The 21,787-nt window shown below is 40.8% G+C and carries 2 protein-coding genes; both read right to left on the bottom strand.

Annotation, left to right across the window (positions count from 1 at the left end; genetic code table 11):
• Nucleotides 1–412 precede the first annotated feature (412 nt).
• On the bottom strand, nt 413–15,322 hold the full coding sequence (locus MKX66_RS27915) for a non-ribosomal peptide synthetase (RefSeq protein WP_341087713.1): 14,910 nt from the start codon (nt 15,320–15,322) through the stop codon (nt 413–415).
• Nucleotides 15,319–21,786 (bottom strand): amino acid adenylation domain-containing protein, encoded by a 6,468-nt coding sequence (locus MKX66_RS27910; protein WP_341087710.1) that lies wholly within the window; start codon nt 21,784–21,786, stop codon nt 15,319–15,321. Before MKX66_RS27910 ends, MKX66_RS27915 begins: the two co-directional genes overlap by 4 nt.
• Between the last annotated feature and the right edge of the window lies 1 nt (nt 21,787).

Genomic DNA, 21,787 nt, shown 5'->3' with positions numbered 1-21,787 from the left:
TGTATGATAAATCACTTCCTTTTTAAAAGGATGGCTTCCTATGTATACGTTATAGAAATTCAATTTCATTTTCTAACTTGCATTTATTCAAGTGCAAATATAATAGAAAAGGTGCATATTTACATATCAATGAAAATATACACCTTTTCTCAGCAATATCATCAAAGCATTCGCTTCTGGTACAAAAACTTCAGAGAATTTACAGCATACTATGAACAACTCATATATGTTTCTATGTCCCTATCAAGCAATTTTTCATTAGCCCCTTAAAAAGTAATGCTCTTGATATATACATAATCTCCTACACTTGATGTGCAGTTATTGGACTGCTCTCTTCATTTACACTACTACTCACAAATAACAACTTTACTAATAACAATGTTCGTTTATAAAGTTGCCTATTTTGTGCTCTCTACTTTTCCATTAGTGAAAGGGACGTCTCTTTTATTCTTTCTAATTCATTTAGTAGATACTTAGCTAACTTTTCAACTGCGGGGGAAGCTACTATTTCTTCGTGTGATCCAGGGACCGAATACATATTCACTCTTCCTTTTAATAAAGGCTTCCAATCCGTAAACAATTCTTTACCTTCCTCAGCACTAAAGTAAATGACTTCCCCAAAATATGGTGTTAAATCATGCTCTGCCATTAAATTCAGACATTTCCTGTGAGCATTGATAATTTGCTTCAAATTCGTAAGATTTGCATCAGGCGGGAGCACTCCTTCCACAATTAATTGCTCAACAAGCATGTCCTGTTGATGAACAAGCTCTTCTTCCTGCTCCACTAACTCTATATTGATGAAATGCTCCAATATATAAGATAGCATTTCATCCTCTGTCTTGTAATCCCGTTCTGAAGGCACCTTGGTATCCAATAGTACCAACACCTCAACTTCTTCTCCCTGGTTCCGTAGCATAGTTGCGATTTCATAGGCGATGGCACCGCCCAGAGACCATCCTCCCAGACGATACGGCCCCTCTGGCTGAGCCCGCTTCATTTCCTCGATGTAGAGTTGAACTACTTCCGATAAAATCAACCCGTTCATTCCTTCTTTCTCTACGAGAGGATTCTGTAGACCATAAAATGAGCAGTGATCCTTGAGTAACCTTGCTAGCTGAATGTAACAGAGTACATTACCCATAAACGGGTGAACACAGAAGAAAGGTCTTTTCTCTGATTCTTGTAATGGAACCAGAACCGATAATGATTCTTCCATACGATGATTCTCACGGATGAGACAAGCGATTCCTTCCACTGTCGGGTTCTTAATTAGTGCGGGCACCTTAATCTCTTTTCCAAATTTCTCTCTGACCTTTGAAATCAATTTGATTACAAGGAGAGAGTGACCTCCTATATTGAAGAAATCATCGTTTACATGGATATCTTCTAACTGTAGCAAATCCTGCCAGATTGTAATCAGCTGATACTCGATTTCATCCCGTGGGATGATTGGTGTAGAAAAGGTACTTTCTCTTTGAATCGTTAAGCTGTTCAGTGCCTTTCGATCAACCTTCCCATTTGTTGTAAGCGGAATCGCATCCACCTCAATAAAGTGTGCAGGAATCATATAATTCGGTACTTGCCTCTTGAGATGCTCACGCCATTCATGCATACTTCCTTCACCCACCACATAGGCAACCAATCTCTGATCTCCTGGTTGGTCCTCTCTTATCAAGACTACCGCCTCTTTCACCGATGGATGACTTTCTAAATTCGCTTCAATCTCTCCAAGCTCAATCCGGAATCCTCGAATTTTCACTTGATTATCGATTCTTCCCAAATAATCCAAATGGCCATCAGCTAAATAGCGGACTAGATCTCCCGTCCGGTATAACCGTTCCCCTTCATTAAATGGATGAGGAATAAAACGTTCTGACGTTAACTCTGGACGATTCAAGTATCCTCTCGCTAGGCCTGCTCCACCGATATAAAGTTCACCCGTTACACCAACTGGAACAGGTAACAAATTCTCATCCAATACATAGGCTTGAACGTTTGGCAACGGACGCCCAATGGTTACTCTCTTACTATCTTTTTTGATACGATAGCATGTCGCATCAACCGTACATTCCGTAGGACCATATACATTATAAAAATGGATATGGTCATTTTCTACTAGTTGTTCCCACAGTGATGGCATAATCGCTTCTCCACCGACCAGTACCTTGCTTGGAACATGAACACTATCGTTTGTTTCTAACAACCCCTCATCTATGAGTAATTGGAGTAGTGAAGGTGTTATATCGAACATTTCCAACTTATTCTCCCGAATATAAGATACAAACTGTTGAGGATCACTGCGAACTTCTTTTGAAATAATATATAAACTAGAACCATACAAAAGCATTTGTAATTGTTTAACGGATGAATCAAAGGCGATTGAGGCATTTAGACCAACGCGCATGTTAACATGTGTCCGATGTGAAAAAACCTCTTTCTGTAAACCATAGGATAGATTTAATACCGAATGGTGCTGCACCATAACCCCTTTTGGATTCCCGGTCGAACCTGAAGTGTAGATAACATACGCCAAGTTTTCTCCTGTCACTTTACATATTGGTGAAAGGGTGTTTTCTTGCGAAATCATTGCTTGATCTCGGTTCAAACAAACTGTTTCAACTTCTTCAGGTATCCAACCTTGTGATACTTCGTTCGTAACCAATATTTGAATTCCTGTGTCCTCCAGAATATATCGTAGGTGACTTTCTGGATACGATGGATCCAGCGGAACATAGGCTGATCCAGCTTTCAAGATTCCCATGAGACCGACAATCATCTCAACTGAACGTTGGAAACAAAGCCCGACCAATGACTCCGTCCCAATCCCACATTTCTGAAGATAATGGGCCAATTGGTTTGCTTTCTCATTCAGCTCTCGATACGTCAACTGCTGATTTTCATCCACCACTGCCACCGCATCAGGTGTACGATCCACTTGATCTTCAAACAGTTTGTGGATTACACTCTCACGTGGATACGCTGCTGCATTATCATTCCATTCTTCCAGTAGTTGTTTCTGTTCTATTTCCGTAACATACACCAGCTCCGACAGAGTTTGATCAACGTTCTCGATCATTTGCTTTAACACCTGGCTTAAATGCCCCAGCATCCGTTCAATAGTGAGACCATTAAACTTGCTACGATCATACTTCAACTTTAACAACAACTGGCTTTCTGGAACAACTGTCAATCCTAATGGATAATGAGTTTGCTCTACTCCTTCCAACTCACCAATTTCTAGATTTCCTGAGGAATCCTCTTTCACTGGGTAGTTTTCAAACACATACAAGCTATGGAACAGCGGGGTTCCTCTAGGAACTTCACTCCATCCTTGAATCTCTGTCAAAGAAGCATATTCATATTGTCTTCTTTCTATCTCTTCCTCTTGTATCTTCTGCAACCAATCCATTACTTTTATATCATCTATTAACTGAATTCGCGTCGGTGATGTGGTAATAAAAGGACCTACAATGTTTTCAACATCAATAATCTCCGTAGGGCGTCCTGAGCTAGTTACACCATAGACAATGTCATCTTCTCCACTATACCGGCTCATGAGATACGCCCACGCACCTTGAATTACCGTATTCAAAGTGAGCCTATTTCGCTTCGCCCAGTTTTGTAACGCATGGGTTTGCTCTTTTGATAAATAAGTTACCTTCTCTGTGTAACCTTGTTCTTTCTCTTTACTTTCTAAGCCCAACGGGGTTGGAGCTGTAAAACCTTTAAGTTTCTCTCTCCAGAATTGCTCCGCCTGCTCCTGATTCTGCTCTCTTAGCCATTGAATATATTTCTTGTATGGCGATGACTTAGGTAAATGCACGGCTTCTCCATTCATTCTCCTCTGGTACACTGTAAGCAATTCGTTAAAGACCAGTGGTAGGCTCCATCCATCCAACAGAATATGGTGATGTGTCCAAACAATCCGATATTCTTCCTCACCTTCTTGAATGACAGTCACCCGCATCAATGGCGCTTCATCAAAAAGAAAGGCTTGTTTTCGATCCAATGCCAAAAAGGCTTTTCTTTTCTCCTCTTTTTCTTCAGCAGTCAGCGTACGCCAATCTTCTACATTCACTTTAAATGGAATACTCTCATACACCACTTGTAAAGGCTCTTCAACTTCATCCCAAACGAAAGCTGAGCGGAAAATTTCATGCCGCTGAATTACGGATTTCCACGCCTGCTCGAAAGTAGGAATATCCATTTTCCCTTTAATCATAAAACTTAATTGCACTATATACGGCGCTACATGTTCATCCCCTTGGTCATGCAATGTATGGAAAATCATACCTTCTTGCAAAGGCGATAATGGATATAAATCAGTAATTGGATAGTTCTTTCCACGATTCATCTTGGTTAGTACTTTTGTCAAACCTACTTGGTTAAGATTAGCCATCGCAAAATCCGAAACGGTCAGTGCAGATTCTCCATCTGATGAAGATTGAATCAATCTACTCAGTTGATGGAGCATATTCTCTGCAATACTTTGAATCGTTGATTTCGCGAATTGTCCCACATTGTATACCCAAGTGAACTGAAGTTTCCCATCCGTTACCATTCCAATTATATCGATTAAATGCGATCGCTTGGAACCAGAAGCATGATCTAAGCGCTTAAATCCGTTCTCCGGAATAAGCATTGCATCGTCAGAAAACATTTGGTCAAATTGTCCAAGATAGTTAAAACTAATAGACGGTGTATGTTGAGACCCCCATTGCTCACACATTGCTGCGTTCAGGTACCGCAAAACCCCATAGTCAACACCCTTATTAGGAATTTTACGTACTTGTTCTTTAACTGCTTTTAATGCTGCAATTGGCGTGTCGGCACCGGTAATATTTAAGTGAACAGGATAAATACTTGTAAACCACCCCACGGTTCTCGATAGGTCAACGTCTTCGATAATCTCTTCCCGACCATGCCCCTCCAAATCCACGGTCAGCGCCGGATGACCTGTCCATGCTGCCATAGCCTGTACCAATGCTGTCAATAGTACTTCATTGATTTGGACACGATGAGTGCTTGAAATCTCTTGCAATACAGCATGGGTCTCTTTCTCATCCAGCACCACCGTAATCTCCTCGGTTCCTGTATTTGCTGGAACTTCGAAGGTGGTATCCACTGGTAGCATAGCCACTTCTTGTTCGGATTGCTGCTCCCAGTAATCACGCACTTCTTGCACAATCCCAGCTTCAGCGTAATGATGCAATTTCTCCGACCACACTTTAAAGGATGTACTCTTTGTAGGTAATTGGATCATCTGATCCTGGCTCGCTTGATTATACGCCGTTTGCAGATCCTCCAGTAAAATCCGCCACGAAACACCATCCACTGCTAAGTGATGAATCACCCAGAATAATCGGCCGGCTCTTTTCTCACCTTCATCAAAATACACCATTCTCATTAGCGGTCCTGCGTGTAAGTGCAAGCTTGCTTGTGCAGTGTCAATCTCCGTTTGAATCACTTGATGCCATTCTGCTTGCGGCACTTCGTCTAATGAAATAACGATCAGCGTCGATTGTTCTTCGATCCCTTCGTTCCGCTGTTTCCAAGCTCCATCCGGTAAACGTTCATATCTTAAACGCAAGGCATCATGATGGATTAGAAGGGTACGCACAGCTTTCTCCAGTAATACTATATCCAATCGCTCTTTTGTTCTAAAAAACATGGATTGATTCCAATGGTGTGGGTTAGGATGATCTTGTGCTAAAAACCATTGCTGGATTGGTGTAAGGATCAGTTCTCCAGTTACAACACCCTGATCTGCTTGTACACCCCGTTCTTCTTTGACTACTTGCGCCAACTCGGCAATCGTTTGGTGTTCAAACATTTGCTTTGGTGTCAATTGCAAACCTGCTTGCTTCGCACGAGAGACAATCTGAATGCTGAGAATCGAGTCTCCACCAATTTCAAAGAAGTTATCATGGATTCCCACCTTTTTAATCCCTAATACTTGCTTCCAAATGGTAGCCAGTGTTTCTTCGTTACCATTCCGCGTGGCAACACATTCACTTTCGATTTTTCTCTCCTCTGGTACAGGTAAGGCCTCACGATCAACTTTACCATTAGCAGTTAGTGGAATGGCTTCCATCATCACAAATCCTGAAGGAACCATATGGCTTGGTAGTTCCGCCTTGAGATAATCTCTCCACTCACCTACATTCCCATCACCCACGACATATGCCACCAACCGTTTATCACCCGGCTGATCTTCTCGAACAATTACGACAGCCTCTTTTATGGATGCATATGCGTTTAAAGCAGATTCAATTTCTCCGAGCTCAATTCGGAAACCACGGATTTTCACCTGGTGATCAATCCGCCCAAGATAATCCAGATTTCCATCCGGTAAGTATCTCGCTAAGTCTCCTGTCCGATATAATCGCGATCCTGGGTCACTACTGAATGGATGAGGAATGAAACGTTCTGCAGTCAATTCGGGTCTGTTTAAATACCCACGTGCGAGTCCTGCTCCACCAATATATAGTTCGCCAGCTACACCAATAGGCACAGGTTGTTGACAAGCGTCTAGTACATACGCTTCTAAATCTGGAATCCGTTTTCCGATATTACTTCTTGAAGCATACTGCACATCATCTTGAGTAATTGGATAATAAGTAACATGAACGGTAGTTTCTGTAATTCCATACATATTAATTAACTGTGGGTCCTGCTCTCCATACCTTTGAAACCATGGTAACAAGCTGGTAGGATCGAGTGCTTCCCCACCAAATATGACATAGCGCAGATACAAGTCTTTCATCTCATCTTCTTGTTCACACACTTGTATCAATTGTCGAAATGCGGATGGTGTCTGATTAAGAACCGTAACCTTCTCCTTTACTAACAGTTGATAGAAATCCTTGGGCGATCGACTAATCCAGTAAGGAACAACAATCAATCTTCCGCCATGGAGTAATGCCCCCCAAATCTCCCATACCGAGAAATCAAACGCATAAGAATGGAAAAGCGTCCAAGTATCTTTTTCATCAAACTGATACCAACATTCCGTTGATTTAAATAAACGAATCACATTGTGATGCTCTACCATAACTCCCTTCGGATTCCCTGTTGATCCCGAAGTATAGATTACATACGCCAAGTTTTCTCCTGTCACTTCACATATTGGTGAAAGGGTGCTTTCTCCCGAGACCATCGCTTTATCCCGATCCAAACAAACTGCTTTGATTTCTTCAGGTATCCAACCTTTTAATGCTTCGTTCGTGACCAATACTTGAATCTCTGTGTCCTCCAGAATATATCGTAGGCGACTTTCTGGATACGATGGATCCAATGGGACATAGGCTGCCCCAGCTTTCAAGATCCCCATGAGACCGACAATCATCTCAACTGAACGCTGGAAGCAGAGACCAACCAATGACTCGTTCCCAATCCCACATTTCTGGAGATAGTGGGCCAATTGGTTTGCTTTCTCATTCAGCTCTCGATACGTCAACTGCTGATTTTCATCCACCACCGCTACCGTGTCAGGTGTACGACCCACTTGATCTTCAAAAAGTGTATGGATCGCACTCTCACGTGGATACGCTACAGCATTATTATTCCACTCTTCCAGCAATTGCTTCTCCAATTCCGATAGCATCTTCAACTTCATCAATGATTTATCAGGATGTTCCACGATTTCATTCAACCAGTTTTCAAAATGCTCAGCCATACGTCTGATCGTTACAATGTCAAATAAATCAGTCTTATAGTCAAAACAAAGGAATAAACCCTCTTCCACCTCTGCGGCGCTTAAACTCAAATCAAACTTGGCGATCGAAGCATGACTTTCCATCGGTTCTAAACTTCTTCCATGAAGTTCTGGAAGCTCTCGTTTCGCGTTTTGTAAGGTAAACATGGTTTGGAAGATCGGAGAATGACTTGTACTTCGCTCGGGTTGTATGACTTCTACAATCTTTTCAAACGGAACATCTTGGTATTCATACGCCTTCAATGCTTTTGTCCGTACCTGAGACAACAACTCTTGGAATGTCGGTGCGCCACTTAAATCAGCCCGATAGACTAACGTATTGACAAAGAAACCAATCAATCCTTCAATCTCTCGATAATTTCGATTCGCAATTGGGCTTCCAACAAGAATATCTGATTGTCCTGTATAACGGGCAAGGAAACTTTGATAAGATGCCAATAAGGTCATGAAAAGCGTTGCCCCTTCTTGACGACTAAGTTCGTTTAATTTATCCAGTAATGAGCGTGACAACAACACATTATGAGTTAATCCATGGTGGGTTTGCACCGGAGGACGGGGACGATCCATCGGCAACATTAAGACTGGTAACTCACCAGACAGTTCTTCCTTCCAATATGCAAGCTGTTGATTTAGTACTTCCTCTTTTAACCAATCCCTTTGCCATTGAGCAAAATCGGCATATTGAACTGGTAATGGTGCGAGCTCTGCTGGTTTTTCGCCAATCGCCTCCTCATAAAATACCATCCATTCTTGGAGCAAGATTTCCATCGACCATCCATCCGAGATAATATGATGCATATTACACAGAAGAACCCATTCTTCTTCTGAAATTTTCACGATTTGTCCACGGAACAATGGCCCTTGCTCTAAGTCAAATGGGGATTCGACTTCTGTTTGAATCCATTGCTCCACTTCTCTTTCTCTCTCTTCTGGAGAAATCTTAGTTAAATCAATTTGTGGAAGGGAACGGAAAGTATACGGTTGAATCTTCTGCACAGGATGACCGTCCACTTCATGAAATACTGTCCGCAATGATTCATGACGCTCTATCAACTGATTCCATCCCAACTCCAATGCTTCTAGTAACCAATTTCCTGTAAGACGGCATACCATCGGCATATTATAAAGTGCACTATTAGGTGTAAATTGATCGATAAACCATAAGCGCTGTTGAGCATAAGAAAGTGGAATCGCATTTCCTCGTTCCATCGGCATCAATGGCGGAATTTCTCGTTTTTTGCCTCCCTTACGTAACTGATCTAATCGCTTCGCCAGTGCCTCCACCGTTGAATACTCGAACAGTTCACGCACCGGTAGTTTTATTTGAAAGACTTCTTGTAAGCGTGAAACCACTTGAGTAGCAAGTAGAGAATGACCACCAAGTTCGAAGAAAGAATCCTGAACACCAATATTTCCTATCTCTAGTACTTGACTCCATATTGAAGCGATAAGCTCTTCCAGCGGAGTTCGTGGGTATACAGTATTTTCAGTAGATGGTTCACCAGGTATAGGCAATGCCTTCAAATCAAGTTTCCCATTCGGTGTAAGTGGTAAAAATGCCACCTCAACAAAGTTTGTTGGAACCATGTAATTTGGTAAATGTGTTTGTAGATGCTCTCGCCATTCATGAACGTTTCCTTCACCAACTATATAAGCCACTAATCGCTTGTCACCTGGATTATCCTCTCGTACCAATACAACAGCTTCTTTCACAGAAGAATGCGCCTGCAAAATTGCTTCAATTTCTCCCAATTCAATCCGGAAACCACGAATTTTTACTTGGTCATCTATTCGACCATGGAACTGAAGAGCACCATCAGAAAGATAACTTGCTTTGTCTCCGGTGTAATAGAGACGTTCTCCTGACTTGAATGGATGTGGAATAAATTTTTCCTTTGTGAGATCCCGACGATTAGCATATCCACGAGCAAGACTCTTTCCTCCAATATAAAGATCTCCAATCACACCAATTGGTACTAGCTGAAGATGAGAATCTAACACATAAACTTCTGTATTCGCAATCGGTCGACCAATAGATGGCGTACCTGTTGTCACTCCTACAGGTACATAACAATCCGTGGTAACAACGGTATTTTCCGATGGACCATACTGATTGATTACCGTAAAAGGAATATCGTTAGATGGATACTGCGTTAATTGATCCCCGCCCGTAATGATAAAACGAAGATCCGTCTTCTCTGGCCAAGATAATTTCAAGAGTCTTTCCAGAATAGGCGTAGGTGCAAAACTAGCTGTTATTCGCGAATCAATGAGCCAGTCTCTTAGTGCTCCTGGATTAATTCTCAGTTCCTCTGTTGACAAGTAGAGTGCTGCACCAGCAGTTAGATACGGCCAAATCTCCTGAACAGCCGAATCAAAAGCAATCCCCGCAATCTGAGTCGCACGATCCTCTGCTGTAATACGATAAACTTCTTGATGCCAAGAGACCATATTCATTAATGAGCGATATTCAACCATGACACCCTTTGGCTTTCCTGTAGAACCAGAGGTATAGACGATATAAGCTAAGTTCTCTGGATTTATCTGCCGTGTAGGTGCGATTACACTTTCCACTGTTAATTCTTCTAACCTCACCATTTCGACCTGTTCGAAAAGGCCTTCTTGTCCTTCTGCCGTCACTACAAATTGAATTCCTGCATCTTCAATCATGTATTCTAACCTTGATTTTGGATACAACGGATCTAAAACGACATAAGCTCCACCAGCCTTTAATATGCCTAGTAAACTTACCATGAGCTCAGCCGACCTCGGAAGATAAACTCCCACGACTGATTCTGGAGCGACTCCTTTTCGCTGTAAAACATTTGCCAACTGATTTGCTTGTGCATCCAGTTCATCGTAAGTCCACTCTTTTGTTTGATCAACCACCGCAATCGCTTCAGGACTCCTAGCTACTTGTTCCTCAAATCTGTCGCAAATAAGACCTTGTGGGGACATTTCCATTACAGTGTCATTCCATGTTTCTAATAACAAAGTACGCTCAGGTTCCGATAGCATGCTCAGACTATGCAACGGATTTTGCGGGTGATGTGAAACTTCGTGTAGCCATTTCTCAAAGTGCCCTGCCATCCGTTCAATAGTTGTAGCATTGAATAAATCCTTATTGTATTCAAAAGTAAAAAGTAATCCCTCTTCCGTCTCAGCTGCCATTACACTTAAATCAAACTTTGCGATTGGACTATGGCTTTCTATCATTTCAATACTTCTACCAGATAACACCGGGAACTCTTGTTTCATATTTTGCAAAATGAACATAGTCTGGAAGATTGGCGAATGACTTGTACTCCGCTCTGGTTGTACAACTTCTACAATTTTTTCAAAAGGGATATCTTGATATTCATAGGCCTTCAATGCCTTTTGACGAACCTGAGACAGAACATCCTGAAATGTCGGTCTACCACTCAGATTAGCTCGATAAACCAGCGTATTGACGAAGAAACCAATTAGTCCTTCAATTTCTCTGTAATTTCGATTAGCAATTGGACTTCCGACCAGAATATCTTCTTGTCCCGTATAACGTGATAGAAAACTTTGATATGCAGCTAACAGGGTCATGAAGAGTGTGGCCCCTTCTTGACGACTAAATTCGTTCAATTTGTCGTGTAGCGTGCTTGGCAGAACCAGAGTATATGTCGACCCATGATGAGTTTGTATTGCGGGACGCGGGCAATCCATAGGAAGTTGGAGTACAGGAAGCTCCCCAGACAATTCTTCCCTCCAATATTGGAGTTGTTGATCAAGCACTTCCTCCTTCAACCATCCTTTTTGCCACTGAGCAAAGTCGGCATATTGAACCGGTAATGGTTCAAGTTCTGCTACCTTTCCATCTGTGGCTTTCTCATAGAATGCCATCCACTCTTCAAGTAGGACTCCCATTGACCATCCATCTGAAATGATATGATGGAGAGTACAAAGGAGAATCCATTCTTCTTCTCCCACTTGCAAAATACTTGTCCTGATTAGTGGACCCTCTGTTAAATCAAATGGCACTTCTGTTTCGTGTTTAATTAAACGTTTAACTTCTTCTTCTCGGTCTTCTGGAGAAAACATAGTTAAATCCGTTTTCTGAATTGATCGAAAAGCATACGGTTCAATTTGCTGCACGGGTTGGCCGTTAACTTCATGAAAGACCGTCCGCAATGATTCATGACGCTCTATTAACTGATTCCATCCCGTTTCCAATGCCTCAGGTAGCCAATTCCCTGTAAGGCGGCATACCATTGGCATATTGTAAAGAGCACTATTAGGTGTAAATTGATCAATAAACCATAAGCGCTGTTGGGCGTAAGATAGCGGGATAGTTTCCCCTCGTTTCATCGGCATTAGTGGAGGAATCTCTCGTTTTCTATCTCCTTTACGTAATTGCTCTAATCGCTTTGCCAGTGACTCCACTGTTGCATACTCAAATAGTTCACGTACCGGTAATTCGATTTGAAAGATTTCTTGTAAGCGTGAAACTACTTGGGTAGCTAGCAGCGAGTGACCACCGATTTCAAAAAAAGAATCTTGGACACTAATATTTCTTATACCTAACACTTGACTCCATACGGAAACGATGAGCTCCTCTACTGGTGTTCGTGATGAACTAATATCTTCACTTATGAACTGTGCTTCCAATTCCAGTAAGGCTTTCCGATTAACCTTACCATTTGGAGTGAGTGGCATCGCTTCAACTTGGAAAAAGTATGCCGGAACCATATAATGCGGCAGTTGCTTCTTGAGATATTCACGCCACTCTCCAGTATCCCCTTCACCCACTACATAAGCTACTAACTGCTTATCTCCTGGACGACCTTCCTTCACCAACACGACAGCCTCTTTTACAGATGGGTAATCATGTAAAGATGCTTCGATCTCTCCCAGTTCAATTCGGAATCCTCTGATTTTTACTTGGTTATCTATTCTTCCAATATACTCCAAGTTACGATCACTCATATATCTCACCAGGTCACCCGTTCGATATAATCGTTCCCCTTCCTTAAAAGGATGCGGAATAAAACGTTCAGTAGTTAACTCTGGTCGATTGAAGTAGCCACGTGCCAAGCCTACTCCACCAAGGTAAAGTTCCCCCGCCACACCAATCGGTACCACCTGTTGATGTTGATCCAACACATACAACTCTGTATTATCAATTGGACGCCCAATTGGAATAGTCATTGGTTCTTTTTCTAAATCACAATCATAATAAGTCACATCCACAGTCGCTTCGGTAGGGCCATACAAGTTAATTAACTTTGTTTGCTGAACATCGTAAAATACCCCCTTAAACCTGCGAACTTGTTCAGTGTTTAATGCTTCTCCACTAGTAAAAACCTGACTTAAAGACGAAACATTCCTTTTCGAGTTATATTGTTCCATGTAATCTAAGAAAGTAGATAACATCGACGGAACAAAGTGCATGGTGGTCACACGATATCGTTCGATATACTCCTCAATCACCCCAGGATCTTTCTCACCTCCGGGTAGAAGTAAACAAACACGTGCTCCTACAAATGACCACCAAAATAATTCCCAGACAGAAACATCAAACGAAAACGGTGTCTTTTGTAGGATTGTATCCTCCTCAGATAATGGATATTTTTTCTGCATCCACTGTAGGCGGTTGATAACCGAATGATGTTCAATCATTACTCCCTTCGGATTTCCCGTCGAACCCGAAGTGTATATGATATACGCTAAGTTATTTGCTGTTACTCCACTCACTGGAGCCAAATTACTCTCTTTAGAAATCATTGCTTGATCCCGGTCTAAACAAATTGCTTCAATATCTTTAGGTAACCAGTCCTGTAGTGCCTCTTTTGTTAACAGCACTTGAATTTGTGAATTCTCTAAAATGTATCTCAGACGGTTTTCGGGATAACTTGGGTCCAGTGGGACATAAGCCCCACCTGCTTTCAAAATCCCAAAGAGACCAATAATCATATCAGGAGAACGTTCAACACATATACCGACCAATGATTCAGGTCCTATACCTCGTTTTTGTAGATAATGTGCCAATTGGTTCGATTTTTCATTGAGTTCTTGATACGTTAGTTTTCCGCCTTCATAAACTACCGCCACTGCATCAGGTGTACGTGCGACTTGCTGCTCAAATAGCTCATGAATCATACAATCATGTCCATAAACAACGTCCGTATCATTCCATTCTTCTAGGAGTTGTTTCTGCTCAGTGTCCGATAACATCGACAGCTTTGTATATGATTCATCTGGATGATACGCGATTTCATTTAGCCAGTTCTCAAAATGGCCTGCCATACGTGAAATGGTAATACTATCAAATAAATCCGTGTTGTATTCAAATGAGACAAATAGACCTTCTTCCACTTCGTAGGCAGTTAAACTCAAATCAAATTTTGCAATAGACATATTACTTTCTACCATTTCGATACTTCTACCAGGCAGTTCTAGTCGTTCTTGTTTTATATTATGTAGTGTAAACATGGTCTGAAAGATAGGAGAATGACTCATACTTCGTTCAGGTTGCACAGCTTCTACCACTTTTTCAAACGGTATATCTTGGTATTCGTAAGCTTTTAACGCCTTTTTCTTTGTTTGAAGCAAAATCTCCCGAAAAGTAGGGGTTCCACTCAAATCTGATCGGTAAACCAGCGTATTAACAAAGAAACCAATTAATCCTTCTACTCCCTTATGGTTCCGATTTGCAATCGGACTTCCAACGAGAATATCTTTTTGTCCTGTATAACGAGCAAGAAAGCTCTGGTATGCAGCCATTAAAGTCATAAATAAGGTAGATCCTTCTTGTCGACTTATATCCTTCAATTGACTGAGTAATTTATAAGGAAAAATCACGTGATGCGTATCCCCAGCATAAGTTTGCGTAACCGGTCGAGGTCGATCCACTGGCAGTTGTAATATAGGAAGATCCCCAGACAATTCTTCCTGCCAATACGTAAGTTGACGATTTAGCACATCACCTTGCAACCAATCCTTTTGCCACTTCGCAAAGTCTGCATATTGAATGGATAGTGAACTTAATTTAGCAGGATTCCCGCCAGTTTCCTCTTCATAGAAAGCAATTAATTCATTCATGAATATACCGATGGACCAAGCATCAGATATAATATGATGCATCGTACACAGTAATAACCATTCATCCTTTCCTAATTGAACAAGCTGATAACGAATTAAAGGGCCATTCATTAAATCAAATGCTTCTTGCGCTTCTCTCGCAATTAAACTATCTACCTCTTTTCCTTTTGCTTCTAGAGGAAGTTGAGAGTAATCCCTTACAGGTAATGTTCTAGGAAGGAATTCGACAATATGTTGTACAGGTTGCTCTCCTACTTCCTTAAAAACGGTACGTAATGATTCATGACGTTCAATGAGTCGATTGAATCCCTTTTCTAATGCTTTAGGAATCCAATTTCCTTTTAGACGCCATACTGTTGGAATATTATATAATGAACTGTTTGGGTTAAATCTATCCATAAACCACAAACGTTGTTGTGCATAAGACAACGGAAGTGCTTCTTTATTCTCCTTTTTTTGCATTTTCTCCTGAAGCCAAGCTCTCTTCTCAGGAGAAAGTGAACTCAGTTTTGCAAGTAAATCACTTCTCATTTTTTTACCCCTTCCTCAACCAAATTACTCTCGAATATCCCTTGTGCTTCTTCCTCTGATAACTCTTCCAATTGCTTAAGAAGTTCAAGTAATTCTTCATCATTACTCACTTCTGCTTCTTTTTGAATATAGTCTTGAAGACTTACATTCTCCTTACTATCATTCTGCATTTCTTTATTTTCGCTATAGAGCAATTGATTAATTCGTTCTGCCAATTCCTGCACCGTATGAAACGTAAATAAATCATGCAATGGTAACTCAATTCCAAAAGCCTCTTTAAGATCGGAGACAGCTTGTGTAGCAAGTAATGAATGGCCACCTATTTCAAAAAACGAATCTTGGATTCCAATATTTTCTACACCTAAAACTTGATGCCATATTGAAACGATTGTTTTTTCCGTAGGTGTACGAGGAGAAATATAACCACTCGCTCTCTCCTGTCTCTCTGGTGATGGTAAGGCCTTCCTATCAATTTTCCCATTTGGGGTGAGTGGAAATGCGTTCAATCCGACAAAATAGGCTGGAACCATGTAATTTGGCAACTGGACCTTGAGATAATCATGCCACTTATGAGCATCCCCATCTCCCACAACATAGGCAACCAAACGTGGATTACCAGGATAATCTTCCCGCACCATCACAATGACTTCGTTAACTAATGTATGCTTTTGTAATGTCGCTTCAATTTCTCCTAGTTCAATTCGGAACCCACGAATTTTTACCTGATGATCGATTCGGCCAAGATACTCCAAATTCCCATCCGGCAGATATCTTACTAGATCTCCAGTCCGGTATACTCGCTCTCCTTCTTTAAACGGATGCGGTATAAAACGCTCTTTTGTTAAGTCAGGGCGATTTAAGTATCCACGTGCTAATCCTGATCCACTAATGTAAAGCTCACCAACTACACCAATTGGAACCATTTTTTGTTCCGCGCTCAGTACATATACTTCTGTATTGAAGACTGGTTTACCAATTGGTGGTACCCTATACATGGCACCCTTTTCTAATTCCATATATGTGGAATACGTAGTATCTTCGGACGGTCCATATAGGTTGTACACCTTCTCAATCGTACTTCTCTCGTATAAGTCTTGAACAAGTGAATATGACAATGGTTCTCCAGCCAAATTCATCACCTTTACCGAAGAAGGGATGGTTTTTGCTCGAACCAGTTCCTTCGCTGCCGATGGCACAGTATTGACCAAAGTCACACCCTTGGTAGACAACTTGTCTAGATGTAGAGCATTTTCAGCGACAATCACCTTACCACCCATCGTCAAGGGAACAAACAATTCAAAAACGGATAAATCAAAGGATAGCGAAGTTGAAGCCAACACTCCTGCTAAATCCTTTCGGGAATATGTGTGATGCGCCCAATGAATCATTGTTACTGTATTCCTGTGCTCAATCATTACTCCCTTTGGATTTCCTGTGGAACCTGAAGTATAGATGATATAGGCTAAGTTATTGCTCGTCACTTCACTCGTACACACCGTAGTTACTTCTTGTTCTATTTCTGCTCGATCACAATCAATAGAAATCACGTCAACGGATTTAGGTAAAACCATTTTTTGCTGTAACTTTTCCTGTGTCACCAGTACCTTTATATGAGCATCCTCTAAAATATATTGCAGTCGACTTTCCGGATACGCTGGATCAATTGGGACATATGCTCCTCCTGCCTTCATGATTCCTAAGAGGCCGACAATCATCTCGGATGAACGTGTAACGCAAATCCCAACCATTGATTCGCATCCTACACCATGCTTCTGTAGATAATGTGCCAGTTGATTCGAGCGTTCGTCCAACTCCCGATATGTTAGTTCTTCATCTTCGCACACTACTGCAATTGCTTCTGGTGTTTTTTCCACTTGTTCTTCAAATAATGTATGAATTGTGCTTTCTCGTATATCTACAACACCTGTTTCATTCCATTCCTCTAGTAGTTGCTTATATTCCACTTTCGATAACATATTCATTTCCGATAATAAATCTTTTGGATGAGATACAATTTGATATAACCAATGTTCAAAATGACTTGCCATACGTTCAATGGTTGTATCATTAAACAAATCAGTATTATATTCAAAGGTTAGCGATAAGCCTTCTTCCGTCTCAGAAGCAAATAAACTCAAATCAAATTTCGCCACAGAAGTATGACTTTCCATGAGTTCCATGTGTCTTTCAGATAGCTGAGGAAACTCTTGTTTCGTATTCTGTAAAGTAAACATGGTTTGAAATATCGGTGAATGACTTGTATTCCGTTCCGGTTTTACGGATTCTACCACTTTCTCAAATGGAATGTCCTGATACTCGTATGCTTTTAGTGCTTTTTTTCGTATCTGCGACAAAAGTTCTTGGAACGTCGGATTTCCACTGAAATCAGCTCGATAAACCAACGTATTTGCAAAGAAACCTATTAATCCTTCAATCTCTTTAACATTTCGATTTGCAATTGGGCTCCCAACCAAGATGTCGTCTTGTCCTGAATAACGAGAAAGGAAGCTTTGATACGCTGCCATCAATGTCATAAATAAAGTGGATCCTTCTTGCAGACTTAAACCTTTGAGTTTTTCCTGTAGGGAATTCGCCACCATTAAGGACTGACTCGCACCACGGTGGGTTTGAACCGCAGGTCGAGGACGATCCATCGGTAATTGTAAAACCGGTAGCTCCCCAGACAATTCTTCCTTCCAATATTGGAGGTGCTGATCCAAATTCTCTTCTTTTTGCCATTCCTTCTGCCACATGACAAAGTCTGCATATTGAATGGATAACTCCTTTAATTCCGCCGGTTTTCCGCTTAGTGCTCCTTCATAAAAAGCCATCCATTCTTCAAGTAAGATTCCCATTGACCACCCATCTGAAATAATATGATGCATCGTACAAAGGAGAACCCATTCTTCCCTGTCCACTTTCAATATTCGTGTTCGAATCAGAGGACCTTGCCCAAAATGAAATGTTTCCTCCGCTTCGTTTTGAATAAGCCGTTTCATTTCCCTTTTCCTATCTTCCAAAGAAAGGTCTGTTAGATCTGTTTGAGGGATATGTCTGAATACATGAGATTGAACCTGTTGAAAAGGTTCACCCTCTTGTTCTAGAATTATCGTTCGTAATGATTCATGACGTTCCAACAACTGATTCCATCCGGCCTCCAATGCTTCAATTGACCACTTTCCTGTTAAGCGACACGCTGCATGAATATTGTACATCGCACTATTTGGCATTAATTGATCAATAAACCATAGGCGTTTCTGTGCATAGGAAAGTGGAATAGATCCTTCCCGCTTCATAGGTACAAGGGATGGAACTTCTCGTTTTTTATCTTCTTTGCGCAACTGATCTACTCGTTTCGCTAATGCTTCCACTGTATCGTGCTTGAAAAGTTCACGTAGCGGGATTTTAACCTGGAACAACTCTTGTAATCGAGAGACGATTTGAGTAGCGAGTAGTGAGTGCCCACCCCGTTCAAAGAAGGAATCCTGAATACCGATATTTTCTGTTCCTAACACTTGACTCCAAACTGAGGCAATAAGCTCTTCCGATGGCGTCCGAGGTAGAACATTTAATTCTCCAATAAGTTGCTCATCAGGTGCTGGCAAGGCCTTTCGGTCGATTTTCCCATTCGGAGTAAGCGGGAACTGTTCTAACTCTACAAGGTGCGCTGGAATCATGTGATTCGGCAATTGGTTTTGTAAATACTCTCTCCACTTTCGGGTATTTCCATCGCTTATTACATATGCAACCAATCGCTGATCACCCGGGCGATCTTCTCTAACTAATACGACAGCCTCTTTAATAAACGAACATTTTTCTAAAGTCGCTTCAATTTCTCCAAGTTCAATCCGAAAACCACGCATTTTCACTTGATGGTCCATTCTCCCTATAAATTCTAAATTTCCATCAGTTAGATATCTTACTGAATCTCCTGTTCGATATAGTCGTTCTCCCAATCGAAATGGATGCGAAACGAATTTTTCGGTAGTGAGATTCGGACGATTTAAGTATCCACGAGCTAAACCGGCACCACCAATATATAACTCACCCTCTATCCCTATTGATTGCAAGCGTTGATTTTGGTCTAATACATATAATTGCGTGTTCTGTATCGGCTGCCCAATAGAAACAAATTCTTGATTAGGTTGAATGTCAAATGCATTTACGTAAATAGTTGCTTCAGTTGGCCCATAAAAGTTGGTTAATTTTACCATCTCACTCTGATTCCATTGCTGTTGAAACCGTCTAACCAATCCTGAACTTAGCTCTTCCCCACCAGAAAATACATGACGCACGGACGAACATTTTATTTTTAACTCAATATGAGTGAAATGATCTAAGAAAACAGATAACATCGAAGGAACAAATTGAACAATAGTAACCTGATGTTTTTCTATCACTTCAGCTATAATGGTAGGATCTTTCTCTCCACCTGGAGGTAAGAAAGATACACAAGCGCCTACGCTAATACCCCAAAATAACTCCCAAACAGATACATCAAATGAAAATGGTGTTTTCTGCAAGATAACATCCTTTTCAGAAAGTGGATATTGATGTTGCATCCATTCAAGATAATTAATCACTGAATGATGCTCAATCATCACTCCCTTTGGATTCCCTGTAGATCCTGAAGTATACATAACATACGCTAAACCTCTTCCTGTTACACCACTTATACACGGGGTTGATTCTTCTTCAATTGCAGTATAATCTTGATTCATATAAATCGTTTCAATATGTTCAGATATATATGAATTTTCATAATCCTCCCCCGTCACTAGTACTTCAATTCCAGCATCCTCTAATATATAACGAAGCCGACTCTCTGGATAAGTAGGGTCAAGTGGAACATACGCTCCTCCTGATTTTAGAATCCCTAATAACGCTATCATCATTTGTAATGAGCGTTCCATATATACCCCGACTAGAGACTCTGGACCTACACCACGCTTTTGTAAATAATGAGCTAGCTGATTAGCGCGTTCATCCAACTCTTTATAGGTAATTTGTTCATTTTCGTAAATAGCCGCGATTGCTTCTGGCGTTTTCTTAACTTGCTCCTCAAATATCGTATGAATCATGCCATCAGCTGAATATTTTACTTTAGTATTATTCCATTCCTCTAGTAACTGTGTCTGCTCTTCCATTGTTAAATGAGTAATTTCGGAGAGCTTTGAATCTAGGCTCTTCGTCATCTGAATTAATGTTTGCAATAAGTGACCCTGAATACGATTTATTGTTTCTTCATTGAAATAGCTTCGGTCATACATCAACTTTAAAGTAATTTCCTTACCAGGCATTACAATGAGTGTTAAAGGATAATTTGTTTGTTCTACGCTTTGAACCTCTAGTAATCTAAAATCATCATTTCTCTCACCTTGAATTGGATAATTTTCAAATACATACAAGGTATGAAATAGGGAACTATTCCGCGGAACCTCACTCCACCCTTGAATATCAACCAACGAATTATACTCATATTGTCTTCGTTCCATTTCTTTCATCTGTATTTTACGAAGCCAATCTACTACTGATGTATCATCCGTTAATCGAATTCTAGTAGGTAATGTGTTAATAAATAGACCCACCATATTCTCTGCTCCTATCAAATCAGTAGGACGTCCAGAGCTAGTTATGCCAAACACGATGTCACTTTCACCGCTATACCTACTCATCAAGTAAGCCCATGCGCCTTGTACTAATGTATTCAATGTTAATCGACTATTTCGTACCCACTCTTGTAAATTCTTAGTAAGTTCCTCAGATATTTGATAAGTACACTCTCCATAGCCCTTATCCTCTCCTTGATCCTTTCTTTCCATTTCTAATGGTGTAGGTGCATAAAATCCCTTTAATTCTTCTTTCCAAAATTCCTCTGCTTTACTTTGATCTTGCTTATTTATCCACTGGATATATTTTTTGTAAGGAAGAGGTTTAGGAAGATTAAACAATTCTCCCTTTATCATCTTGAGATAAACTTCCATTACCTCACTAAAGACTAGGGAAACACTCCATCCATCCAACAAAATATGATGATGTGTCCAAATGATTCTCATTTTCTCTTCTGCTTCTTTAATCGCAGTGATTCTCATCAACGGTGCTTCGTCCAATAAAAATCCTTTTCTACGATCTGCAGTCAAAAACTGGTGTAATTTCTGCTCCCTCTCCTCATGTGGCTGGGCGCTCCAATCTTCTTGATGAATAGTAAAAGGAAGACGTTGGTAAACTGCTTGCAGAGGTTTTTCTACTTCCTCCCACACAAATACTGAACGTAGAACTTCATGTTGATGAATAACATATTCCCAAGCCTTTTCAAAAGTATCAACATCCAATCGGCCACCGAGCAAGAAGCCTACTTGTACAATGTAGGAAAAAGAATGATCATCATCTTGATCGTATAAAGTATGAAACAGTATTCCTTTTTGCAAAGGTGATAATCCATATATATCAATAACGTCCCCCATC

It is taken from the genome of Bacillus sp. FSL R9-9530, assembly GCF_038008145.1.
Lineage (GTDB): Bacteria > Bacillota > Bacilli > Bacillales > Bacillaceae_G > Bacillus_A > Bacillus_A mycoides.
This window is presented reverse-complemented; position numbering and strand designations above follow the sequence as displayed.